At 52.9% G+C, this 23,115-nt stretch carries 29 protein-coding genes and 2 pseudogenes; 11 read left to right on the top strand and 20 right to left on the bottom strand.

Features of this window, described 5'->3' with window-relative positions; translation table 11 throughout:
- Positions 1-139: 139 nt before the first annotated feature.
- Positions 140-901 carry a hypothetical protein gene (locus tag DVK07_RS10980; RefSeq protein ID WP_121597104.1) on the bottom strand — a complete coding sequence of 254 codons (762 nt, stop codon included), beginning with the start codon at positions 899-901 and terminating at the stop codon, positions 140-142.
- Between the two features lie 61 nt (positions 902-962).
- The gene (locus DVK07_RS10975) at positions 963-1,580 is read right to left on the bottom strand and encodes a winged helix-turn-helix domain-containing protein (protein WP_121597103.1); all 618 of its coding nucleotides are present in this window, start codon (positions 1,578-1,580) and stop codon (positions 963-965) included.
- Positions 1,581-1,786: 206 nt separating this feature from the next.
- Between DVK07_RS10975 and DVK07_RS10970 the strand changes: the two genes are divergently transcribed.
- The 5 genes from DVK07_RS10970 (at position 1,787) to DVK07_RS10950 (ending at position 8,585) form a co-directional block, all read left to right on the top strand.
- Positions 1,787-2,911 carry a hypothetical protein gene (locus DVK07_RS10970; protein ID WP_147441144.1) on the top strand — a complete coding sequence of 375 codons (1,125 nt, stop codon included), beginning with the start codon at positions 1,787-1,789 and terminating at the stop codon, positions 2,909-2,911.
- A 110-nt stretch (positions 2,912-3,021) separates the two neighbouring features.
- Positions 3,022-3,738 (top strand): hypothetical protein, encoded by a 717-nt coding sequence (locus DVK07_RS10965; protein WP_121597101.1) that lies wholly within the window; start codon positions 3,022-3,024, stop codon positions 3,736-3,738.
- Between the two features lie 73 nt (positions 3,739-3,811).
- A complete protein-coding gene (locus DVK07_RS10960; protein WP_121597100.1) occupies positions 3,812-5,728 on the top strand; it encodes an ABC transporter permease in 1,917 nt (638 codons plus the stop codon).
- 9 nt (positions 5,729-5,737) lie between these two features.
- A complete protein-coding gene (locus tag DVK07_RS10955; protein ID WP_121597099.1) occupies positions 5,738-6,673 on the top strand; it encodes an ABC transporter ATP-binding protein in 936 nt (311 codons plus the stop codon).
- Positions 6,674-7,304: 631 nt separating this feature from the next.
- Positions 7,305-8,585, top strand: coding sequence for a hypothetical protein (locus tag DVK07_RS10950; RefSeq protein ID WP_147441143.1), 1,281 nt, complete (start codon positions 7,305-7,307; stop codon positions 8,583-8,585).
- Between the two features lie 123 nt (positions 8,586-8,708).
- Here DVK07_RS10950 and DVK07_RS23625 read toward each other — a convergent pair whose 3' ends face one another.
- The 9 genes and pseudogenes from DVK07_RS23625 to DVK07_RS10910 form a co-directional block, all read right to left on the bottom strand.
- Positions 8,709-9,089, bottom strand: a complete 381-nt coding sequence (locus DVK07_RS23625; RefSeq protein WP_147441142.1) for a hypothetical protein — start codon at positions 9,087-9,089, stop codon at positions 8,709-8,711.
- A 167-nt stretch (positions 9,090-9,256) separates the two neighbouring features.
- Entirely contained in the window at positions 9,257-9,556 is a 300-nt protein-coding gene (locus DVK07_RS10945) for a hypothetical protein (protein WP_233565409.1), read from the bottom strand.
- Positions 9,557-9,560: 4 nt separating this feature from the next.
- Positions 9,561-10,043 (bottom strand): hypothetical protein, encoded by a 483-nt coding sequence (locus tag DVK07_RS10940; protein ID WP_121597097.1) that lies wholly within the window; start codon positions 10,041-10,043, stop codon positions 9,561-9,563.
- Between the two features lie 48 nt (positions 10,044-10,091).
- Entirely contained in the window at positions 10,092-11,243 is a 1,152-nt protein-coding gene (locus tag DVK07_RS10935; protein ID WP_158603146.1) for a twin-arginine translocation signal domain-containing protein, read from the bottom strand.
- 311 nt (positions 11,244-11,554) lie between these two features.
- A pseudogene (locus tag DVK07_RS10930) lies at positions 11,555-12,385 on the bottom strand (IS5 family transposase).
- A 93-nt stretch (positions 12,386-12,478) separates the two neighbouring features.
- Positions 12,479-12,892, bottom strand: a complete 414-nt coding sequence (locus DVK07_RS10925; protein ID WP_121597095.1) for a putative toxin-antitoxin system toxin component, PIN family — start codon at positions 12,890-12,892, stop codon at positions 12,479-12,481.
- Positions 12,889-13,152 carry an AbrB/MazE/SpoVT family DNA-binding domain-containing protein gene (locus DVK07_RS10920; RefSeq protein ID WP_121597094.1) on the bottom strand — a complete coding sequence of 88 codons (264 nt, stop codon included), beginning with the start codon at positions 13,150-13,152 and terminating at the stop codon, positions 12,889-12,891. Before DVK07_RS10920 ends, DVK07_RS10925 begins: the two co-directional genes overlap by 4 nt.
- Before the next feature lie 131 nt (positions 13,153-13,283).
- Complete coding sequence (locus DVK07_RS10915) at positions 13,284-14,066, bottom strand: ABC transporter ATP-binding protein (protein ID WP_321166977.1); 783 nt, start codon at positions 14,064-14,066, stop codon at positions 13,284-13,286.
- Positions 14,067-14,230: 164 nt separating this feature from the next.
- The gene (locus DVK07_RS10910; RefSeq protein WP_233565408.1) at positions 14,231-14,689 is read right to left on the bottom strand and encodes a Fic family protein; all 459 of its coding nucleotides are present in this window, start codon (positions 14,687-14,689) and stop codon (positions 14,231-14,233) included.
- Between the two features lie 14 nt (positions 14,690-14,703).
- On the opposite strand from DVK07_RS10910, the gene DVK07_RS23620 reads away from it, so the two are divergent.
- A complete protein-coding gene (locus DVK07_RS23620) occupies positions 14,704-14,898 on the top strand; it encodes a hypothetical protein (RefSeq protein ID WP_233565407.1) in 195 nt (64 codons plus the stop codon).
- Here the strand turns inward: DVK07_RS23620 and DVK07_RS10905 are convergent.
- On the bottom strand, positions 14,885-15,040 hold the full coding sequence (locus DVK07_RS10905) for a Fic/DOC family N-terminal domain-containing protein (protein ID WP_158294424.1): 156 nt from the start codon (positions 15,038-15,040) through the stop codon (positions 14,885-14,887). The two genes, DVK07_RS23620 and DVK07_RS10905, sit on opposite strands and share 14 nt — an antisense overlap.
- 161 nt (positions 15,041-15,201) lie before the next feature.
- On the opposite strand from DVK07_RS10905, the gene DVK07_RS22160 reads away from it, so the two are divergent.
- The 4 genes and pseudogenes from DVK07_RS22160 to DVK07_RS10900 form a co-directional block, all read left to right on the top strand.
- Positions 15,202-15,894 carry a hypothetical protein gene (locus DVK07_RS22160; protein WP_147441141.1) on the top strand — a complete coding sequence of 231 codons (693 nt, stop codon included), beginning with the start codon at positions 15,202-15,204 and terminating at the stop codon, positions 15,892-15,894.
- Positions 15,895-15,899: 5 nt separating this feature from the next.
- Positions 15,900-16,364, top strand: a complete 465-nt coding sequence (locus DVK07_RS22155; protein WP_147441140.1) for a hypothetical protein — start codon at positions 15,900-15,902, stop codon at positions 16,362-16,364.
- Positions 16,365-16,427: 63 nt separating this feature from the next.
- Positions 16,428-16,832 carry a hypothetical protein gene (locus DVK07_RS22150; protein ID WP_147441139.1) on the top strand — a complete coding sequence of 135 codons (405 nt, stop codon included), beginning with the start codon at positions 16,428-16,430 and terminating at the stop codon, positions 16,830-16,832.
- A 113-nt stretch (positions 16,833-16,945) separates the two neighbouring features.
- Positions 16,946-17,221 (top strand): annotated as a pseudogene (locus tag DVK07_RS10900) (transposase); the annotation flags it as partial.
- Between the two features lie 94 nt (positions 17,222-17,315).
- On the opposite strand, the gene DVK07_RS10895 reads toward DVK07_RS10900, so the two are convergent.
- Complete coding sequence (locus DVK07_RS10895; RefSeq protein ID WP_121597091.1) at positions 17,316-17,822, bottom strand: hypothetical protein; 507 nt, start codon at positions 17,820-17,822, stop codon at positions 17,316-17,318.
- 264 nt (positions 17,823-18,086) lie between these two features.
- On the opposite strand from DVK07_RS10895, the gene DVK07_RS10890 reads away from it, so the two are divergent.
- Entirely contained in the window at positions 18,087-19,841 is a 1,755-nt protein-coding gene (locus tag DVK07_RS10890; RefSeq protein ID WP_121597090.1) for a transposase, read from the top strand.
- Positions 19,842-20,439: 598 nt separating this feature from the next.
- Here the strand turns inward: DVK07_RS10890 and DVK07_RS22145 are convergent.
- The 7 genes from DVK07_RS22145 to DVK07_RS10875 form a co-directional block, all read right to left on the bottom strand.
- Complete coding sequence (locus tag DVK07_RS22145; RefSeq protein ID WP_147441138.1) at positions 20,440-20,982, bottom strand: hypothetical protein; 543 nt, start codon at positions 20,980-20,982, stop codon at positions 20,440-20,442.
- A gap of 128 nt (positions 20,983-21,110) precedes the next feature.
- Entirely contained in the window at positions 21,111-21,263 is a 153-nt protein-coding gene (locus tag DVK07_RS22645; protein WP_158603145.1) for a hypothetical protein, read from the bottom strand.
- A gap of 3 nt (positions 21,264-21,266) precedes the next feature.
- Complete coding sequence (locus tag DVK07_RS10885) at positions 21,267-21,488, bottom strand: hypothetical protein (protein WP_121597089.1); 222 nt, start codon at positions 21,486-21,488, stop codon at positions 21,267-21,269.
- On the bottom strand, positions 21,478-21,753 hold the full coding sequence (locus DVK07_RS22140; RefSeq protein ID WP_147441137.1) for a hypothetical protein: 276 nt from the start codon (positions 21,751-21,753) through the stop codon (positions 21,478-21,480). Before DVK07_RS22140 ends, DVK07_RS10885 begins: the two co-directional genes overlap by 11 nt.
- 20 nt (positions 21,754-21,773) lie before the next feature.
- Positions 21,774-22,007: a hypothetical protein gene (locus DVK07_RS22135; protein WP_147441136.1), complete on the bottom strand. Its 234-nt coding sequence runs from the start codon at positions 22,005-22,007 to the stop codon at positions 21,774-21,776.
- A gap of 76 nt (positions 22,008-22,083) precedes the next feature.
- Positions 22,084-22,479, bottom strand: a complete 396-nt coding sequence (locus DVK07_RS10880) for a hypothetical protein (RefSeq protein WP_121597088.1) — start codon at positions 22,477-22,479, stop codon at positions 22,084-22,086.
- 144 nt (positions 22,480-22,623) lie between these two features.
- Entirely contained in the window at positions 22,624-23,052 is a 429-nt protein-coding gene (locus DVK07_RS10875) for a TRAM domain-containing protein (protein WP_121597087.1), read from the bottom strand.
- Positions 23,053-23,115 lie beyond the last annotated feature (63 nt).

Genomic DNA, 23,115 nt, shown 5'->3' with positions numbered 1-23,115 from the left:
GTTAAGTTGCGAACGACACGAAACGTTCACGGCTTCTTTATTCACAACTAGGATCTAACAGAATGACTGAAAGAGCATATCAAAACCTACAGGGACACGATTGAATTCTACTTGAGAATGTCCTAAAATAGATAACACCTTATGCTGTGAGGAGTGTTCCTTCATCCTCGAGTTCGGAGATCGATTCTTTTGCCCATTGGATCACCTGCTGGTTTGTGTTTCGAATAACAGCTGAGAGATGGTTCGTGTCTGAATAGATACCCGTATACAGAATTTCGTCGTCAATCAAAAAGAGACTATAGCGTGAGATCTCGATCCCCCTGTAGATAGCGTCACCAGATTCGATATGGGGGATGATACTGCCGGGCTGATTGTCGAGAAGAACATCCAAAACGTCATTGCTCACGAATAGGGTGATATCGACTTCCCCGTTTGTACCCTGTTTTAGAATTTCGTCGATATGGGGGATCAGTATTTCTGTGGCTGCTACGATTTTCTCTCCGTTTCTGAGATCGTTGTCCAATGGCTGTATCCTCTCGTATGGAGCGTAGTCAGGAGGGTGAAAGACAGATCCATCGAGAAAAATTGACTTGTCTAGATCTGTGTCAAGCGGGAGCGATGACAGTTCAGGACTGGTTTCTTGTAACATCTGAAACGAATTTCTGAACTCTTCACAGAGATTATAGGCAGTCTGGCCAGTATAGGTCGGCTTACAAACTCCGTCTACTCGTTCGACAAGATCGAGGTCTTCTAATTCTCGAACCGCCCGGTCGATCGTCGGACGTGATTCAGAGAGGTTCTCGACGAGCGTGCGCTTGTCCGGCTTACATTGGCAGATATATTCGAGGACGGTCTGCCGTTTGAGGACCACGTCAACAATGTTTCCGGTGGAGGACGCCATACCTCATATCAATATGCCAACTGAAATGAACGCGGGGATACCTCAAATCCTGATTTGATGTTCATGAATTGAACTGCTGATCGATGGGTGACGACACAAAAATCAGGTATCCGAGAATCCCTACTAAGCCAAGTGTAAAGACACAAAGGCCGGGGTACTGGAGAAAAATGGCAGTCAACGATTCTTGTCCACCGTACCCGCCCGCCCCGACCTGCTGCCATTGGGAACCTGGTCCGAAAAACTGGACGGCGTACTCTACCATTAAGCTGAAGAAGGAGATTACGCCGAGCAAGCTTAGAGCACTCTTGATACGTGATCGGATACGTGGTGTATCTTGTCTGCTGGCGAAACTGAGAATGAGCGGGCTGTGAGTGGGACCGTAGACATCCATCTCTTTCCCGCGATCAGAGAGCCATGTTCCAACGGGCTCGATGAGTTCAGCTTCCTCGAGTTTCTTCAAATGGTAGTGTGTGTTCTGGAGAGTGGTCTCGGTGATCTCCTTCAATTCGGTGGCCGTCTTCGGTTCGTGCTGAATCGAATTGTAGATCGCTAGTGTCGTCTCGTTGCTCAGGGCTTCGAAAAGGGGGACCGCGTGTTCCTCGTTCATATCGACGATTCTAAGTTCGTTAGCCTCGTTGAGAGGGCGTTCGTTTTGGGCGAGGTCGCGGATTGAGGTCATTATATTTCAGTCTGAGAACATACCTTCCCTCACTTAATATACACGCAATGTCAGGCCGAAACTGGCTCTGACATATATAATAAAAAATCAAGATGTGAACAATACATCGAATATTTACATTCGGTTGCTGAGTTTTTGGAATTAACTCTGCGTCCATTTGTTCACAAGTTAATGTATTGACAATACCCTGACGAGATGGAGATAGAATGCCAACAAACGACGGCTCTGATCGGACAGAATCGTATTCTGCGAAACGCCGGGGAGTGCTTGCGGGTATCGGTGCTACACTCACTCTACCAGGAGTGGCAACTGTCGTCGAAGGAAGCGATACTACAGAGATACCCTACGTCGTGACTGACGACGAGGTTCTTAAGCACAAAGAAGTTCCGCAGCCGTGGCTTGAACACGTCCGCAACGCCCTCCAAGCGAGAGCCGACTTCGAGGACCAGATCGCACCGATGTCAGGTAGTAAATCCGCTGGTGTCGCTCGCTCGTCGGAAACCCACGGTGGGAAACCCGGCCTCAAAATCCGGGTTTCAGGTAACAAGCGCCTCCAGTCAACTACACCTGACGAGTACCAGGGTATCGAGGTTGAGGTCGTTGACGAACAGGACTGGCAGGAAGCCTGTAACTACGAGATACGTGACGACGTCGCTGGCGGTCTTCCGATCGAAGCTCGCTGGGAAGAGAATGGTGAATCCTACACCGGCTGGGGGACTGCTGGGTTCCCAGTCCAAGACAGCGATGGGAACGATCGGCTGTTGACAGCTGACCATCTTTGGGAAAACGAATCGTGCCGCTCCAGTGCTGGTGAGGAAGCGACCCAGTATACGCAAGATTTCGGAGAGGTGGCTGAATCTGAGGTTCAACCAGACTTTGCGCTTCTGGAGAAAATGAATGGCTCATTGGACTTGTCATCGGAGATCGTCGAAGAGTATGGTACACAAGAGGTCTCAGGGTGGTTCTCGGAAGAGGCTGTCAGCGATCTTGTCGCGGAGGGCAAATCTGCTCATAAGATGGGCGTGACCACGGGCAAGACAACTGGAACCGTCGACGCGATGAACCAGTCGATCGGGTACGGCTGTGGCGATCTCGAAAACAGGGGTGTCGTTCTCACTGGGCTTGACGTCGGCGATGGGGACTCGGGTGGTCCGATGTACCGCATTGAAGAGATCGGTGGAATTCAGTATACAGTTCTGCTTGGTCATACGACCCACGCAACGAATATCAACGATTCCAAGTCGTGTGTGGGTGGGGATCGAGATGTCGGCGGGATGGCAGCTGGTCATGCGTGGTTCCACAAAAACAACGAATACGATATCACACTCTGAATCTCGACAGGATCAAACGTTCTGTTCTTCACATGAACTTACGTTCAGTCTTTGAACATTATTTCATCAATTAATCTAAAGTTTTTACTGGGTAACTACTATAGCGCAGTATGCCAGAAGATAATCGAACCAGCAAATCCCAGAACCGTCGTGGCTTCCTGAAGCTCTCCGCAGGAGCCCTTAGTGCCGCTGCTATCCCCGCCACCGCGTCTGCATCCGAAGACGAGGTGAGTGACTCCTCAGACGAAAGCAGCGAGAACATCTCAGCTGAGATGGTCGACCCAAACAAGCCCGAGACCGCGCGTGACTTCGTGCGGAAAGCCGTCGACCTGGAGTACTCCGAAGACGCGAAAGAGGCGTTCGACAACCTCTCCGATGAACAGCTTGACGCTGTCCGAGACGCCTACGATGATCTCGCGACGACGGAGTTCACTGTCGACACTCCAGACGACGTCAATACGGATGCGGTGTCACCAGAATCAACTACCGTCGAAGGGGATGCAACAATCACCCAATCGATTGCCGGTGTGACCGCGTACACGTTCACTCTCGGCTTGGAGTTCGAGGTCGAAAACGGCGAGATCGATGGATCGCCCACAGCCCACTTCGACCCCAACCCGCAGTCTCCTGTGTGGCACTACGAACATATCGAAAAGGGATATCCTGGCGAAGATACTCCGACGTCGACCGAGTACACAGCGATCGGCGAATTCAAGCACTCGGTCCTCGGAGAAGTCATCGACAGGGACTATCCCAAGATCAATCTCGTCGGACACGCTGACGGAACCTTCGACAGTTCGAAGACGATTCTCGAGTCTGCACCCTAAGCTCTGCTCCATTTGTTCATTTATTACGGGAGAATCAATACCTATAAAATAGCGACAAGAAAACTATAAATTGATGTATGTAGCCCCGCTTGTTCGCCGTGAATTCGCCCTCCTCGCCCGCTCAAAATGGCTTTGGTTACTCACCATCCCAATTTTCTGGGTTGGACGCAACTTTCTGACCATTCCCATCGCAGAGGGACCACTCCTCACCATCGGTACAGCCTCCAACGCAACAACACTCGTTAGCTTCGCCGCCATCATCGTCTGCTTTCGATCAATCATCGGTGAACGCGAATCCGGGACCATTCGTGTTACCGCAGGTACACCCCTTTCCCGTACTGACGTTCTCGTCGGCAAAGCCCTCGGGCGCGGTCTCGCACTAGCTCTCCCACTCGGAGGTGCTGTTCTCTGTCTCACAGCCCTCGGCTGGGCACAATACGGACCACCGCCCCTTATCCCATACCTCGGATTCCTCATTCTCGCCCTCGGCTTCTGCATCATCTACAGCAACCTCATCACCGCTATCTCAGCGACCGCTTCTTCGACAGTCCGCTCGGCTGTACTCAGTATTACTGCCATCTGGCTGCTTGGCAACGGTACCAATTATGTGCTCTCCATCTACAGCTTCTTCACTCGGCAATCAATTACCATCAGCAATCCACCCAACGATCCGCTCCTCTTTCTCGCTGTTCGCGCGTTCCCCCGCTCGTCGTATCGCACCCTCGTGAATACACTACTCGACCTCCCGAATACGCATCAGTTCTTCGTTGACGCCCTCCAGATTACGGCCTCAAGCGACACTGGGTTCGCTGTCAACCACGTCTTCGGGCCAAACCCTCCGGTCTACTTATCGCCGTGGATTGCAGCTCTGACATTCCTCATGTGGCTTATTGGACCGCTTAGTCTGGCCGCAATTCGCTTCCAGTCTATCGACCTCACACGGCCGGTGAGCACACTTTCAACCAAATTCGTGGGCGTCTTCCCGATACAGCTCCGGCAACTCTGGATACACATATTTAGTGGCCCATTCAGCGTGTTTTCGGTTCTCGTCTCCGATCGTGACCGCTTACGAGTATCGGCCTGGATGCCTGTTGCACGCCGCGAGTTCACTCACAAATCGCAGTCAATTGGAACGCCACTCCTATTTGTCCTCGTAATCCTCGGAGTCCTCTGGCAGCTCACCGGAGCAATTCCCCTTGCGTCCGAAACTCTTGGTGCCGACATCACGCTTGCCGCTTTCCAGATTCCTGTCGCGTTGTTTGGCATCCTCGGCCCTGTCTTTTTCGGGTTCCGTACTATCGTGAATGAGCGTGAATCTGGTGCAATCCGCTATACGACCGGCACCCCAATCTCGCGTACCGGAGTTATTCTCGGCAAAACAGTTGCACTCATATTCGCTGTCACCACTCCTCTCGTGTACGGACTGCTCATCGGCAGCAGCCTCGGGATTCTCTGGCATGGCCTCTTTTCGCCGTTCGTATTCATCGGTATGCTGGCCGTAAGTATTCTCTACGTCAGTTTTCACGCTGTCCTCATCGTGAGTATCTCCGCAATCGCCTCGACGACTACTCGATCAGCAGCCCTTGGATTCGGCTACGTTCTCATCGCGGGGCTCTGGCAAGTCATCCAGCGGTCGATCTACAGCTTCGTCGCCAACCCATCGTACTCACTATACAGGCCCCCGCCCGATACAGTCTACTTCCTAACCCGGCGTCTGTTCCCCCGGCACCTGTTCAACGTCATCTCAAACTGGGTGCTCGGAATCGGTAACTCCAGTGCCACCTATGCCACAGCCTTACAGATTCAACAGGCAGCTGGCGAACCGAACAATGCCTTCATCTCGCCTACACTCGTCGTCGACACAGCTTACAGCAACCAAACCGTCCCTCTTGTGCTGGAACCGTGGGTTGCTGGAGTCTTCCTCATCCTCGGTTTAGTCGGCGTACTCGCAATGACCGTGTACCACTTCCAAACAACCGACCTCACGTAACGAAACCCAATGCCTGCAATTCAAACCACGAATCTCACGAAAGCGTACGGTTCAACGACTGCCTTGGATAGCCTCAAGCTGACTGTTGAAGAGGGTGAAGTGTATGGATTCCTCGGACCAAATGGCGCGGGTAAATCGACGACCATCGACTTGTTGATGGACTATATTCGCCCGACTCATGGAGACGCTCATGTACTCGGGTTCGATGCACAGGCCGAGACGTCTGCCGTTCATAAGCGAGTAGGGATTCTGCCCGACCGATTCGGCGTCTATGCGACGTTAACTGGCCGCCAGCACGTCGAATTCATAATCGATACGAAGAACACCGACGAGGACGCGGAAACGCTCTTATCACGAGTTGGGTTGGGTGATGTAGCAGGCAAGCCAGCGCGCGATTACTCGAAGGGAATGCAGCAGCGGCTTGGACTTGCGATGGCGCTCGTGGGGGAACCACAGCTGTTGATTCTGGATGAGCCATTCTCAGGGCTGGACCCACACGGAACGCGGTTAGTTCGAGAGCTTGTCGCGGCAGAAAATCGGCGTGGAGCGACAGTGTTCTTCTCGAGTCATGTGCTCGACCAAGTCGAACGAGTCTGTGATCGAGTGGGCTTGCTTGCCGATGGGCAATTAGTCGCGGAAGGGACGCCGAGTGAGGTTCGCGATGAAGCCGGCGTCGTCTCCCGGCTCTTCGTCCAGTTCTCTGGTGGTCAATCACCGTCTGAAGCCTCTGTTGAACGCGCTCGGCAGACGGAGGGAGTTGCTGGCGTGGAAGTCATTAACGAGAAGTTGGTTATCGCGTGCCAGGAGCCAAACGTGCGGTATCAAGCACTTGCGGATATCGAGAGCGAACAATCGATTGCGACATTCGATGTCGAGTCCGGTACTATTGAGGACGCCTTCGTCGCGTACACGGATGCAAGCTCATCGACCCGATCGTACCAGTAGTTGCTAGCGCGGTTTTTAAATCAGATGTTCAATAGTGGCGTCTATGAGGACGGCAAAGGCTAGAATTGAGCCGGTTGTGATGGTTAGCATTCCACCCCAGAGACACCGGGCTGAGCGATAAAGTACTCGTACAACGTCCAGATGCCGACAAGCAGGCATGGAATTGCGAGAAGTCCAAGAACGATTTCTGTAGGTGTTTGTGTAGCTGCTCGCGTTATCAGAGCGCGAGGATGAGCGGGAGGATAACGAAAGCAAGAATTGAGATGTCTACGTTAACTGAGATTGGTTCGATGTTGGGGAGTGGAATACAGTTCAGGAGACCGCTAATGAGTGCGGCGACTAAAAGAACATATCCTGCTAGCATATAGGAGCTGATTCGGGCAGTGTGGTATCGGTCTTGGTTTGTCGCGTTCATCTTGTGGGATTGGAATGTAGAGCGGCTTAAAATTAGGTTGTGAGTGTATGTTTAGGAGGTGATCGAGCGGTCAATGTCTGATGCTTTTGGGTTGCCTAAAGTATGAACTTATCTGGTTTAATAATAACAGTAAGTAACGTAAATACGAAATGGTGTTGACAAGTGAATGGGTTAAATCCCATGTAAGACCCACCATCCGAAAACTCAGAGTCGCGTTTGTCGGTCGGACGGCGGAGCTTCCTCGCAGCAACCGGTGCAGCCCTAGGTGCTGCTACACTATCCGGCTCCGCAATCGCAGGAACCCCTTCATCGAGGGTTTCAGAAACCATCCCTCCGAAGGTCGCACGGAAGGCAGCTGAACTGAAGCGCCGCCAAGTCGCGGGCTCCGGCAAATTCACGGACTGGGCGAACGCCACCCTTGGCAAACCCCGCCCCTTCTACATGCCCGCTCTGGAAGACGCATCCGAGAAGTACGTCCGTACCGCGTACGTCTTCCCCGTTCGCAAGAAGGACGAAGAAGTTGGATACATCACTACGAGCGCCCACCGCTCTCGCGAACCGGTCCTCGAATACAGTACCGGCACCTCGCCCACACAGAAACTAGTATCTGCGGAAGCAACGGTCGCACAGCAAGCTGACCTCTCGGCAGGCCACCCGATCTACACCGGCGGTATCGCGTACGGTCTCGAAGTTGGCGGTAGTCAAGTCCTCAACGTTCAAGACGGGTCAGTCTCCCACCTCAGAGCAGGTAGCCCCGGCGAGCTACAGTTCACGGGGACGGATTCCGAACACCGCTGGGAGCTCGTCCAAGACGGTACCTACGGGGAAGACAGGACGTACGGAACCGAGGGGATCTCCCCGACGGATGGGAACCTCGCTGGCGTTCCCGTCTGGACGGAAACCGACTCCGGTAACGCCGACTCCACTAGCATCGGAACCGGAGCCGACAGCTGGAACAAGTGGGACGGCTGTACGCCAATCTCAGCGTCGATGATCATCGGCTTCCACGAAAACGTCTACTCGTGGCAGGACGACGAACGAGAATCGATCATCGACCGCCTCCACCAGAAGATGGAGACGAACGTGGGCGGTAGTACTCCACCGCTCGAACTCGTGCTCAACCTCGACGGGAACGTTAGCGGTCCTGGCGACTTGGTCGCGTCTCCAATGGTGGACGGCATCGAAGACTACACCGAAGGCGACAACGACTACAGTGCCAGTCAGCACATCAACACTGGCCTCGAGTTCGTCATGTCGGAAACCGAGCAAGATAGCCGTCCATTCATGCTGAACCTCACAGGTGGTGGACGTGTAGAGGACTATCCGCCAGACGAAGACACCTACGATCAGCACTCGGTGTGCGTCGTTGGCTACAACAACGATGGGACGGACATAGTCGCAGAACTCGAGATCCACGACACCTGGGACTCGAGCGAGCACATCCTCTCGTACGGCAACTGGTTCGCGCACTCGTCCATCACTGTCTCCGCCGACTAGAGACTCCTGGCTGTAGAGCAATTCCAACTACACGAGATTTTTCGTTTCAGGGAATCACGTCACCCCACTCCACCCCATCGGTTAGTTGGTGGTATTCCAGAATTCTGGCGTCCCCTTCATTGTCTAGAACGAGAATCCGTCAGCACGGAATGCGATGTAGAGTGGGTCTTGTGGGTCTTCCCACGTGTATGTCGTTGATGGCCCGTCTTCTGCGCTAACTGAAACTGTGTACGTGTCACCCCACGTGATTTTGTCTTGAGCAGTCGGATTCCGGTGTTCGTTCGACGGAATCGTCACTTCCGTATCGATCTCGGTATGGCCGCTTTCAGCGGTTTCAATCAATAATGAGATCGTCTGCGTACTGTCTGTGTAGTTGGTGATGTACGCATCGGTCGCACCCGACCCGCCCATCTCGATACATCCTGCTACGCTAGCGAGTAAGCCTGTGACTGTACCCTCGAGGACTGCTCGCCGGGTGAGATTTGAATTGGTTGAGTCAAACATATCTGGGAGGTTAGTTCATATGTGAGAGACCTTGGCGTCCACATTGAGTGATTCTGCTTGCTGCTATGAGAACGTAATCTCGCTACCGTCGAGTTCTATCGAGTGGCTATCCGAGTCATCGTCCGTCTCTGTTACGTCCAGTTCTTCGGTAACTAAAGGCCCATCTGTCACGTCCACGGAGACGGATACTGACCGTCGCTCTCGAAGGCGTCGTCGATTGATGCATTTGGTTCCGTATTCCGTTCGACGACGGGGACCTCAAGCTCCGTGGAGGTGAGAGTCTCTCCATTGCTGTTAGTCACGGTGATGGTGGCCGTGACTGGATTCTCGTTGTGATTAATGAGAATCAGGTCCGATGAGCCTTCGGGGGACGCGGAGAGACAGCCGGCGACTCCTCCAAGTAGACCAGCAGCTGTACCTACGAGCACCGTCCGCCGAACAAAAGTTGGAGGCTGTGTGTCACCCATCGGTCTACGTGATGATGGGGACGAGCAGGGCCGCGATGCTGAATGCGATGAACTGCGTTACTGGAGCTAACAGTACGAGTGCGCGGGATTTGTAGGAACCAGCGGCGGCGTACAGCCCGGAGAGCGCAATCACACCAAGCACGAAGTTAGCGATCGTGCTCGCGAACAGTGACGAGCTCAGCGGGGCATCTGAAACGGTAGCTGGGTTATCCATGACAACGAAGAAGGTCCCGAACAGGGCAATCGCGCCAGCGACGACGCCCCACAGTCCGAGACCGACGGCGATGGCGGGTTCTTCGTCGCGGTTGTAGTGGAGGTATGCGAGTGTCGCGATGACGGCTGGGAAGCCGATCGCGATAACGAAGTCTAGATTCCCGATTTTTAGGATTCGCAGTCCCCTCACGATCGCGAGGAGACTGCCGATGATGGCGAATCCAGTAATTGCTGCGTCTATACTTCTCCGGCCGGTTGTGGTGGTGCTACTCATAGCTAGAAAGTTATTCGCGGTTGATGAATACTTTTGGGCGGCGCTTCCTCAGAAGATTTCCTGTAGGAAGCCCTTGTTGTAGTAGCCCGTCTTCACGAGGACGTTCTCGGTCGCATCGATGACATCGTCGTCATCCTTCCACGAGTCGGGGTTGTTGTTGATCGTGTCGAAGATCGTCCCGACGTAGTCGTTGGAGACCCCAGCGAGGTCCTTCGTGGCCTGCGAGGGACTGTTGATGGGGTAGTACGTGTTGTTGTCGATCTCGTCGGAGAAGTTCTCGCCGGAGTTCCAGTTGTTGGCCACCCAGCCCTCGTAGTCGAAGTGGACCGAGGAGTTGGCAGCTTGACTGGCTTCCGCGCCCGTGTGGAGCGGCCCCCCGACGTCGACGACGAAGTGGCACGCCCAGCCAGCCTTCTCACGGGCATCGCTGGTGTTCCCCGAGTCATCAGCATCCTGAGCCTTGTTGAAGTACTCCTTCGCGTTGCTCGGAGCACCACCAGTCCCACCGAGCAGGCCTGGGTTGTAGTAGTGCCCGTAGGAATGCATCACCTGGTTGATCGCGTCCTTCACGAAACCAGGAAGCCAGTTCGGGATTTCCGGGTCCCAGTAGTCGGGGTCGTCTGCGTGCCCGGCGATTTCGCTCGCCCCTGAGACGTTCATCTTGTTGGCGGAGAGCTCAGCCATCTTCCGGTGGGTGGAGACAGCCCACTCCGGCTGGACGGGTCCGTCGACGATCGAAGTTCCGTCCGCAACGATCTCTGCAGCCTTGTCGAATTTCTTCTCTGCGTTGTCTCCAAGCCCGCCGCTGGCCGAGTCAGCGAGTTCGACGGTGACTTCGTTGCCGTCGGTGACACGCTCGGTCGGATACGCATCCCAGACGTCCTTCAGGAAGGCACGCACCCTCCGCTTCTGCGCGTCCGGTGCATCGGCTTCCCGAATCCGCTGAAGGGTCAGGTCGTAGTCGGTCGTCAACAGCGCCCAGTGGTGAGTGACATCCCGCACTTCTTCGTTAATCTGGAGCTTCTTCACATCACTGTTCGGAAGCTCGTGTTCATCCGGGTCGATGGGTTCCGGTCCGCTCGTCGCCACAGAGCTGCCGGGGACTGCCGACAGTCCCGTGGCGGCGAATGCGGCCGCTGCTGAACCTTTCAGGAACGTGCGCCGTTTTGAATTGAGGCGGTTGTCGTCTTTTTTTGTCATACCGCAGGTGGGAATTAGTAGAGTAGAACTTTGCGTTAACTTCTGTACTAGATCGAAAATTGTGAGCGAGTGTTCGGTAGTTGAACACTTGAAATCTGGTTTACGAAATACAAGTATGTGGCCTGAACGTGATGGAGGGCGTTGATGAAAAGGCGAACAACAGCAGTACATGACGCTCCAGATTGATTTCTACTTACAGTTCGTCTGTACCATGACTGAGTTCTCAGAACCGTACACGAAGCCATCTTCAACCGGGACACACCCTGTATCTGATGACTCGGCTGTGTTGAATCGCTGTAAGGCGGAGAGATTCACTGTTTGACGAAGCGTTTGATGTTATAGACGACACACATCAGCGCGATTTCACGGAACTCACGGAACCACGACCGCGCTCGCTCGGCGAAGCCGAGCGAGCGCTTCACAGCCGAGTTCACGGTTTCAGTCATAGAGCGCTGATTGTAGCTGTTATCGTTGATTCTAGCGTTGTGCGCGTGGTCGTACGGAGCGAAGATGCGGTGCTTGATCAGCGGTCTGATCCCGAGATCACGTAATCCTTCACGAAGCGATTGCTTGTCATAGCCTTTATCGGCCGCGAGAGACCGCAGATCGCCCGCGTTCCGGCGGGCGATCTGCTCAGCAAGATCTGCGTCGCTTCCTTCTCGATTCGTTGAGCAGTGAACGTCAAGAACGGCTTGAGACGCTTTATCGACGAGTTTTGTAACTTTGAGCTTCTGAACGCGGTAGCTGATTCGCTGGCAGTAGTGGCGGCTGGCTGGTGAGCGGTCGTAGAACGTGGCGTCGATCGCGGCGTGTTCAGAGAGATCGTGCAGCTGCGCCGACTGGCGCAGCAGCACTCGACAGACGCTTACACTGATCCGGTCGAATGTCTTACACAACGTGAACGGCGAGGAGAGATCGGCCGTGTTGAGGCCTATATCCCCGGTTATTTGTGGAATCTATTTGAGCAGGTCGATCGTTATGCGGTACGATGAATCGAGGTAAATCCAGAGACAATGGAGGGAAACAAGCGCGTAGTCGGCGAATCCGCCGCCACCGTCCGGGGCGGCGGATTCGCCTCTATCGCCAGCAACTCTTTGAGTAACCGGCACAACTTCCCCGATGAAGCGGGAGATTTGGGTCATGAACAACTGGCTCTGTTGAAATCCTCAGGGAGTGACACATTCTGACTGGGTGTGGTCAGTATAGGGGAAGTACGGATCGCTCGTACTGGAGATTCAGGACGCGTCGAGTAGATCATAGAAGGTCCTCGGTTCGACGATATCGATCCCACGGAACGAGTCGATTTCGAGCAGGTGTCCGTCGCCGGAGACAAGGTAATCGACGCCACCGGCGACGGCCGCTTCAAGGAACTTGTCGTCGTCGGGATCTGCCTCAACCGCCGCGATGTTCTCCTCCGGATCGACGAACTCCGAATAGTATCGGACCAGTTCGACTTCCTGCTGTACCTCGTGTTCGCTCATGTGAAAGCGCTCGGGGTATTTGAGCAGCGTTTCACGGAACTCGGTGAGCGTTTCCACGGAAACGACGATTTGGTACTCGCGTTCGAATCCCTTGACGAGAAGTTCGTGTGGCACGCCGGTTGCGATGACGCCCGAGATGAGGACGTTCGTATCCAGCACCGCCCTCATTCGTCGCTGCTCCGCGCCTCGTGGACGAGTCGGGTGACCTCGTCGAGAGAGGTTTCGCCTGCATTCGTCCGGTTTTCAACACGTCGTTGAAACTCCTCGATCGATGGGAGGTCGACTTTCTTCAACACGAGACCATACTCCGTCGGGACGACCACGAGCTTCGTCCCCTGTTCGAGTCCGAATTGGTCTCTGAGTTTACTCGGGATCGTGATCTGTCCCTTCGAGGTTACCGTGGTTACTTCAGGTTCATCCGACGCCATTATCGTGTAAGAATTCCTTACGCAAGGAGTTGAATCTACCGGTCAATTCGCAGCTTTCACCGACCGGCTGTTTCATGTGTGAATCTATCTGAAGAAGAGGATTTCAACAGAGCCGATTCCCTGCTAACTGGCTAGGAAGTACTCCCTGTTTCAGTCCGACCTGTTGTATGGGCGACAAACACGTCTTCGACTGATGGTTCCCGCATTGTAAACGAGTCAACGGCAGCAGATGTCTGTTCAATCGTTTGAATAACTGGCCACCGAGCATTTTGGCTTCGTGTGACCACGACGAGCTCGCCGTCTTCTCCCGAGACACTCACCACTCCATCCTGTCCATGGAGCGTGTCGGCGAGCCCATCGGGAATCTGGTCAAGCGTGAAGACAATAGACGATTCAACGTCAACTTCCTTGCGGAGATCATCAATCCGCCCTTCGGCGATCAGCTCCCCTTGGTTGAGAATGCCGATTCGGTCGCAGACGAGTTCAACTTGGCCGAGCACATGACTTGAAAAGAACACAGTCGCACCGCGGTCGTTCTCTTCATAGACGAGATCTCGGATCGTCCGTGCCCCGTGGGGATCAAGCCCGGTAAATGGCTCATCAAGAATCAAGAGGTCGGGTTTGCCAACAAGCGCCATCGCAAGCCCGAGGCGCTGTTGTATCCCGTTAGAGTACGCCCCGGCTTGCCGATCAATGGCATCGCCAAGTCCAACCCGAGTGAGCAGGTCTTCGGGGGAGTCTGAGGCGTTCTTCGAGTCGATAACATAGTTGAGATGTCTGCGGCCCGTCAAGCGGTCGTAGACACTGAACCGGTCTGGGAGGATGCCAACGCGTTGGTGAATTTCGACGACGTCCTCTCGCGGATCGAGTCCGAGGATGTGCGCCGATCCCTCTGTCGGGCGCACGTAATCCATGAGCAGACTGATCGTCGTCGATTTTCCGGCTCCATTCGGTCCCAAAAAACCCGTACACTTCACCGTCCTGAACTGTTAGGTTCAAACCATGGACAGCGGTTTCTGCGTCGTACCGTTTCGTGAGATCGGTGGTGGCTATTGTAGGCATAAGTACACGCTCCGTGTTATGTGAGGTCAGCCTCTCGGAAACGATAGTAGCCGGCCGCGAACGGGAGGAGGATCCATCCGGCGAAGATGACGAGTGCGCTCGCTTCGTGAAGGAACACGGGGACGTCCACTCCTTCAAACGCGAGTTCGACAACCAAGGCGTTCGACTGAGCTTGTGGTTGTAGATCCGCAATGACGCCAACCACCCACTCTTCCCACGTACCGTCCCTGCTGACGCTCAGAAGTTCCTCGAAGTACTCACTCCGGTTCCGGTTGAAATACGCAGACAAGTACAGGTACGGCTCATCTAGCAAGCCAGCGTCGTACAACTGGAGCATGATGAGGAGTCGTCCGAGTCGGCCATTCCCGTCACGGAACGGGTGGATTGTCTCAACCTGGTAGTGTGAGAGGACAATATCAATGAGGGACGGGTAGTTTTCCATTCGGTTGTACGCGATGAGCTGGTCGAGCAGCATCGGAACATGGGCTGATGAGCAGGGATGAACTGTGCGTCCTCGGGATTCTTGTTTGGGCCAATGATGACTGGGATATCTCGGATGTTCCCGGGGCGCTTGTCTTCGCCACGGACATTGAGCAGGAGCGATTCGTGGAACTCACAGGGAAGGTCGCGGTCGGTATTTTTACTTTGTTCGAGCCAATCGAACTCCCACCTAGATGGCCTTGACGTAGTTGTACGCTTCTCGGATGTCGCGCTCGGATGCTGCTGACCGTTCAGGGGCTTCATCTGGTTCGTGAAGGATGATGTCTGAGACGGTGACTGCGGTCCCTTCGATCTGCGAGCTCATCGCGGCTTCCCGAACTTCCACTAGTGTGACGCTAACTGAAATCAACATTTGATGAATTGTTCGGATAATGAGATCTACTTAATTATTGAAGTAGTGATTACTCAGTAACGAAACCGATCAGTAGTTGATGCTAATTATCTCCAGAGTTGTATTCTTGATGCCCTATCAGGGCATGTTCCAAAATGTCACGACTGCGAAAACTACACCAGAACAAGCATAGAAAGCTCAAGCGGCGGCGGCTTCTTGAGATATTCGCAGCCGCTGGGGTTGCGAGTACAACTGCGACTGCTGTTACACCTGAGGATATTCAATCTGCTGACTCCGATGAGGTTCCTGTTTCTCTTGACTTGGATGGAGATCATAAGTGGAATGTTCCCTTAGACTGGTACGAGCGTCTTCTTGACGCACGCGAAGTTCTAGAAAAGAACAAACAGTTACCAATAGAGAGAGATGGAGTGATTTCCATCGAAATGAACCCAGGAGATCTTGGAGGGGAAAACCCATATCTTGCTGTTGATATAGATGAAGATAAGGAAGTGAATATCAATTCAAGAGATCTTCAGGGACAGAATCGTGATGTTCGGATAGTCTTCAACAAGATCGCCAATCCGGAGATGACCAAAGAGGGAGATTCGCCTGGTAGTGATGTTAATTCAGACCCCTGTGGAGATCTAACGACTACTGGAGATATACCTGGAGGCCTTGAGGTGGTATTCGGAAATGCTCGAGGGACCCTCACTTCACGTGTGAGCGGGCCGAATTTTAATGAGGGTTGGCTTACCAATACTCATGTCGCAAGTTCCACGAGTGGGGACTGTGGGTCCGATCTAATTGGAGCAGAGGCTGAGCATGGAGGAGAAAAATTGGTGAGGTAGTGGCTGTGGACCACGATCACGACTTTGTGGTTATTGAACCTACTGAGGGCCGGTCGCCGGAAAGCAAAGTTGTTCTTCCAAGCGATCATGATACTGAGTATAATATTCAAGGGACAATGTCGAAAGATGGGTTCGATACTTTTTCGGCAGAGGGCTGGGATGTGAAGAAAATAGGCACAACGAGCTGTGAATCCTCGGGGACTCCTCATGCCCGAGGAAAACCTGTTACAGTAAAGGTAAATGATAATTGTAAAGAAAGGGGCGAATTGTACTGGGATCAAGTCACTTGGGGGTCGGCTATCAATGATATTCGTTTTGGCGATAGTGGTTCACTGACCTTCGGTAGCTACCCAGACAGCAGTAATCACCTTGGAATGTGTATCAATATTTCAGTTACCGGTACACTTCGGGTTCATGGAACACCGGGTTGGATTGTAGACGATTCCGAAGATTACCAGTGGTCCTCCTAGCGATCGATTCGAGCACATTGTCGTGAACAAATTATTTCACCCATTCACACTAAATATAGTACTATGACAAAACAGTCAAATAACCACTCTCCAAGCGATTCGCATTGGCCCCCACTTGACGTCATAGGAGTTGTTGTATTCCTTGTCCTACTGGGATTTGTATTTTTGTTCTACGGATTCTTATCTCAATTATCTGGCCCAGTAGTTGATACTGGGATTCCGCCTCAGATCGTGTCTGGGGCGATATATGGTCTTTCTGCAATTGTGATGTTTGCCCTTGCTTTTTTGATTTACCGGCGGCATTCATCTGCTTGGAGTAGCGGGATTATCGTCGGAATTGCTGTTGCCATACTGAATCTGTATTCGGGTGTGGCTAACAATCCGATCGGCTGGGGGATTGTCATACTTCCATTGGTTTTTGTGGTATACCTTTATCTCCGACGTGACATATTTCATCCAGAGCCGTAGACTGTGAAAGACTGTATTGAAGCGTATCTTTTCTGTATCGTACTCAGAAACCGATGACGATCAGACGAAATTGGGTCAACAGCTGGCGTCTACTTGGCTGGTGAAGAGCTGTAGAGTGGGATGAGAACCCGCCGAATCAGATTCATCGTACTGTGTGGCAACTGGTTCGACGAGCGAAAGAACACGTTCCGATCGAGACAGTGCTGTGTGATCGGGAGTTCGACTCGATGAGGGTGTTCCAGACGCTCTCGACCCTTGATGTTAACTACCCTATCCCAAAACGGATCTCCGGCCCCGAACGGGAAGTGTTTGACCAGATGGACGAAGACGGTCAGGACGTAGCTGTGGAGTTGTCTTCTGTCCACATCGAGGCGGGATCGCACTCAATGTAATTCCTGTATTATCGTAATTGGATCAGAATATGGACTTCTGAGGATTTCAACAGATCACCATCCCAAAGCTCTATCGACAGCTCAAGAAGAATTAGAAACGGTCGTCATCTACTCGACGAAAAAGATCTTGTAACTTAGGCGGTAACTCTTTTGGATGTACCTGATTGCCAGCTCGCAGATCTTCAGCGTATGCTTCGATTGACTCTGGATCATCAACCCACTCCAGGAAATCACTCTTGCGGTCTTCGTATTCACGTCTAGCGGTGATGAGTCGCTCGTGGCTCTCTGTCACTCCGAGATGGCGCATCCGCTGTCGGAGGTAGTGGCCCAACGTTGTAAGAGTCCACACACGGCGGACGGAGTCATCTCGGTATGCTTGGTCAGGAACAATCAGCCTGAGATGGACGGCTTCGTCACGGCGATCATTCAGATACCCACGGCTGACATCGAGTAAATCGTCGATTTCGTCGAATCGATACCCTTCACCATCAAGAAGAGAGATCAACTCAACTGCGCCCTTCTTCTCAAAAAATTCCGACAGTTCATCGTAATCCACATCCTCTAAATTAGGCGCTGTATCCCGGATATCATCTGGCATTACCTACTGTTCTGTGATGCAGCGCTATTCACCTTGTACATTAGTTCAAATTATACTGGCATTCAGAATATACCCAAATATTCTATGTATTACTGTTTGAGACGAACAGTAGTATGCGAATTTTGTATTTAACCCTCCGTATCAAAGGTTATTCGGAAACGACACGCTAGCAGTTAAGTTCAAAATGAATCTACTATCGATACTAATGTCCTCACTCAACTGGGCTGTTGACAGCTCATTTTTGTCTATCGGCGGTGAGAGCCGATGAGCAATGAGAGCAGTCGGGTTCAAAGTAGGCTGACAAAGCAAGTTGATGATGTCCTTACTGTAGATACTGACTGGATCACACTTGCGAACGAACTGGACGTGAGCCGCTATACGCTACGGGACGCACACCCCGAGTGGAGTTCGTCGCTTCCGTTTCGGCCAATGTTTCTGGCGTATCTGTGGGCAACTGTCGAGCGTGAATCTCTGTCAGGAATCCCAGAACGCCTCTCTGACCGACCGGAACTCGCCCGTGCATTTGGGTTTGAGATGGATGATCTCCCCTCAGAAAGTAGCTGTAAACCAGTTCGGCTTGAAAGCCGATTCGGAAAGTTACAGACGGTCGTCGAATCAGGTTCTGAAGAGATCCGCCTGCTTGCAGCTGAACGAGGCGCACCAATCGGGAATGATCTTCTCAAAACAGCGGACGACGAAGACAAAGAGTCGCTGTCAAATCGAACCGTCCAACGCTTGCTACGGAAGAAGGGTCACGAGGTGCTTGATGAGTTGAAGTCGGTAGCCATCCCTTCAATCTCACTCTCTCGCTCGGATGACGCGATCTACGACGACGATGAATTACTCGTCTTAGAAGCAATCGCGTCGATCAAGCAGCAGGCGGCACACGGTTCGGGACAGAAGCTGGGTGACATGAAAAATCCAGATCCCGCCGTTGATGACCCGTTCTACGAGGATGGTCCATCTGGTGAGACCCTGTTGGAAGCCCTCAAGCAGATGTCCGTCGATGATATTGCGACCGTGCTGAATTTCGCTCTCCGAAAGACATACACACGCGCGAAACCCCGAATCAGAGAGCTTGAACACGGGAACGGCTCACGATTTGGCACTCGGGCGAAAGTCGCGCTGGACATCACGTATGTTGCCTACTATGGCGATCGCGACGAGATGAAATGGGTCCAGAGCGCGCCAGAGGGAAAGGGATACACCTGGTGTCACAAGTTCGCGACGGTCGTGATCGTCGGCGAGAACACTCACTACGTCGTGGGGGTGTGTCCGCTTGGAAGTACGGACTACGCCGCAACAGACGCGTATCCCGGCAAGGGTAATTCCTACTATATCGGGGATGTTGCACGACGGCTCCTTTCGATCGCCGAAGACTACGTCGACATCAGGATGGTGTACGCCGATCGTGAATTCCACGCTGTAGACGTCATTCAGACGCTTACTGACAAGGGGTTGGACTACGTGATCCCTGCTCAGAAAGATCAGCATCGGATTGGACCGATGTGCGACCGGTTTGACCAAGTGAAGCAGGGGTATCACGAACCGAACGACACCCCGCTGTATGTCGAGGAGGATTTCGTCATGCACGGTGCAGTGAAGGGTGGCGTCTCAAACCACACAGTACATACGACCGTTGCCGTGTTACCCCCAGCGGAAGATGATGATGTCCATGAAGAGGGATCGCCACAGCCGTTTATCACCAGTCTCGATGTGAGTGACGAGGTCGCACTCGATCGGCGCTGGGCGAAAAAGCAGATTGAACAGTACAGTGACCGCGGAGCGATCGAAAACTCGTACTCATCGATCAAGAACGCAGCAGCGTGGACTACCTCGAAGGAGTTCGGAGTCCGGTGGTTCCATTTCGCCTTCGGGTGTGTAGTCTACAATATGTGGCTGCTGGTCGATTTCCTCACACAAGAGCGCATTGGAGTCATCAAAACCCGGAAAAAGCCCAGAATCACACTCAGTCGGTTTCTTGATTGGCTGGACAAAGAGCTGATCACACTCATTTAGAACTCGGTCTGGGCTAGCCCTTCGCGAGAGGCATCACTCTTTGCTGAGGTAGATTTCGACCGATAAGTTTGTTTAGTATAATAATTCTATCTCTATGATAGCAATTAGAGCGTAATCGCGGCCATTTCTATCGGGTACTGGTCCGAATAGAGTCGATCCCGTGAACGTTTTGACCGGCATTCGCAACTCCACGAGCGAAATTAGATATAGCGATATGGTATTTACTGGGTCGTGATCGAGGGGTAGGAGGCTCCTTACTGTTGTTTTTGCGCTCGGGTGGGGCTGATCGGGGGTGATTGGCGGTTTTGACTTACGCACGCTTCTGGTAAGGAAGCATGAGTAAACTGTTCCGGGGGTTACCCCGGGGCCTGAATCGACCCACACGACAAAATATGCGTGGAGTATCCCACCAACTCCAATATGGCTGGATTGGTGCCCGCTGGCAACCCTGAAATATGGTTTTACCTTCTGCTTCTAAATACTACGTAACGTAACGGGGTCGTTTTTCCACAGACTCTCTGTTTACCGTTCACAAAATCCGTTGAGCCTACTCTTACCTCATCCTCTCTAAACTCTGAGAAACTAACTGCCAACTACGCTACTTTTTATCTACTCCCGTGACTGTCTCGATCGTTTTCTCCACTACCCCTGAAAAGCTCCATCTCAGGCTGTTGCCATATCCGTCCCAGTCATATTCTTCAATGAAAAAGTAATCTGGTCCCAAAATTTCATCCCAATCCTCCTTATAGACAGGATTATCTGTGACAAATGGATTGTCGGGTCTGTCTTCTATGATTGTCTCCAACATCTTGCCGTCTTTATTCCACATCTTAAGTTTGAGGCGAATGTAACCGTCACTCCCTCCGTCGACCTCTGCTCGAAACGTGGCGTCCCTGAACTGAAGACGCTGAACTTCTTCAGGCCAGTCTTCACCAGCCGACCGATTGATTGAATTACCTGTCCCATAAGCAATATCTGCCGGAGATTCTGACAGACGACCGTTTATTTGCTTCTCATCGGTAATTGTCTGTTCTCCAAATTCAAGAGAGAGAACATCGCCATTTTCTACTTCTACCTTAGTGACTGCCCCCTGTTTTCCCTCAAGGGTGACCTCCGCGCTTCCTACTGGGACTAATGACATACTACCAGTATGATCTACGTCCAGCTTATTAGAAGGTAGCCTCCGGTGGCTCAAATCACACGTCAGTACAAATATGCGCACCGTCTTCTCTCCTGCCTAATCCCTGCCCGCAGCCGGCTACTGGTCGTTCAATCAGGGAGACTTCCGGCTCGACGCCCAGCATCTCTCGCCCACTCTGCGAGCTCTGAACGCTCGGCTGCCCGCTCTCCGATCGCCTCCCGAATTGTGTTCAAATCTATCGAGTCAGTCACCGCCTCGGGGTCGTCGGTCTCCTCGCTCACGCTCTACCCCGGGTTGGCTGCGTACTTCCCGATCCGCATCACCCAGTAGTTACCGTTGACCTTCAGCACACGACCCCGCTCCTCGGCCACAGACAGGTATCTCTCGGCGTCCTCGACGTCGATCTCCTCGTCAAGAAGCTCGGGTACGTCTTCAGGAACCACCGGCTCGTTCTCCGCAACCAAGTCTACAATCGCATCGAGGTCCGCTCCCCCGTTACTTCTCATACGTTGATGAGCCTACGTCCACGTTCACGCTTTTGGATACCTCGGGGGTAACATCCCAGTCAACGTCGAACGTTACCGCTGGTCCTGCTCCCGCCTCATTATCGTTCGCTTTCCACTCCACATAGGCAGATGAGCAGGTGACTGTTCGCTGGTCAGATGAGGTCACCCACTGATCGTACTCGTTGTAGACTCTATCGACAACGTCCCCGTCAGCAACGATATTTACGTAACGGCCCGCTACATACGGATTATCGCCCTCGTACACACCAATATTCCAATCAAGAATTACGTCCACCGGCGCGGCGAAGTCGAATAATGAATGCTGCCGAGTAGCCCCGTTCCAAGGGTCGTAAGATCCGATCTTGTTCCCAGAGAGTAAGTTGTTGAGCGTAGCTCCAGAATTACCTGTGTATCTGTTTCAACTCTTATTTTTCTGTCCTCGGTGATACTAAACTGGTTGACCTGCTCCCCGTCGACGACTAAGTCTACGTCAGACCTTCCGACCGGTTCCAGTCCCATACAAACCGATACGAAGATCGCAAACAAAAAACCGACGTTAAATACACCTCTCGGCCGAAAACCTCGCTTATTGGAACTAACTCTCCTCGTCTTCTTTTGTCTCGATCGATTCAATCTCACCCAGTCGGATCCCCTCCCAGCGTTCCAACTCATCATCTTTTACCCGCTGAACATCGGTCAGGAGTTCGATCTCCTCCCAGCCGTTGTCTGTAACCTTCGCTGTGATTTCTCCCATCTGTGTGGGGTATTGGTCTTCTTCGAGGTTACCGGGATCCTTGGGGTCGGGAAACTCAAGACGTGCCCAGAAGCTCCCTACGTCGCCGCTCCACTCGGGTTCCTCAAGCTCGTAGTCCCCGATAAGGTAGGCCCGATGGGTCGACCCGTCGGTGAGCTCCACATCGACGTGGCCCCCCTCCCGGCTCATCCTCTTAATTTTCTCCGGGAGCGTGTCGGTTGCGTCTTCTCCTTCCATACCCCACAATTAGGTTGCCACCCATATATATGTTATCCATTAAACTAAGTATGGTCTTCTCCGGCTTCGCGCCCCCTGAATATGTGGTCCAATACGATTTTAGGGTATTACCCCTTCACCGTGGATTTGAGAGAGAAATGGGGCCTATGCGATCTCTGCGAACGCGACGTTTTCTTTCACCTCATCGATCCGGACACGGGGTTCCTCTCCCACCCGACCGCCGGGGACGATCACGACGAACCCTCGCTCGACCTTCGCGATGCCGTCGCCCTGATCCCCGATGTTCTCGATCTCGACTTTTCGTATTTCGCCTTCGGTTACCGGGGGATCTTGGTGGCTGCTCGTGCCTGACTGGCCGTTCCGCTTTGGAGTTCCGGTGCTACTGCCCCTTTCGACACGCACGTCCCGTGACTCTCCCCCGTTAGGGTGCGACAGAAGTGCGACTTTGACTGGCTCGGTCGGCTCGACGGCACCGTCGACGATCTCCCTCTTTGGCACCTCTATGTGGTATGATCCGTCCTGCTCCTCGATTTTAGCTGAATACAGCGTTTGAAGTGAGTCGGAGATTTCCATGTAACAACTCGACTGTATGTACGGCTATCAGTGACTTAACTATAAGCAGGCCGCGAGCGTGGA

Source organism: Halorubrum sp. Atlit-26R (assembly GCF_003666015.1).
GTDB lineage: Archaea > Halobacteriota > Halobacteria > Halobacteriales > Haloferacaceae > Halorubrum.
Note: the sequence above shows the minus strand (reverse complement) of the source record. Positions and strands in the feature narration are given on the sequence as shown.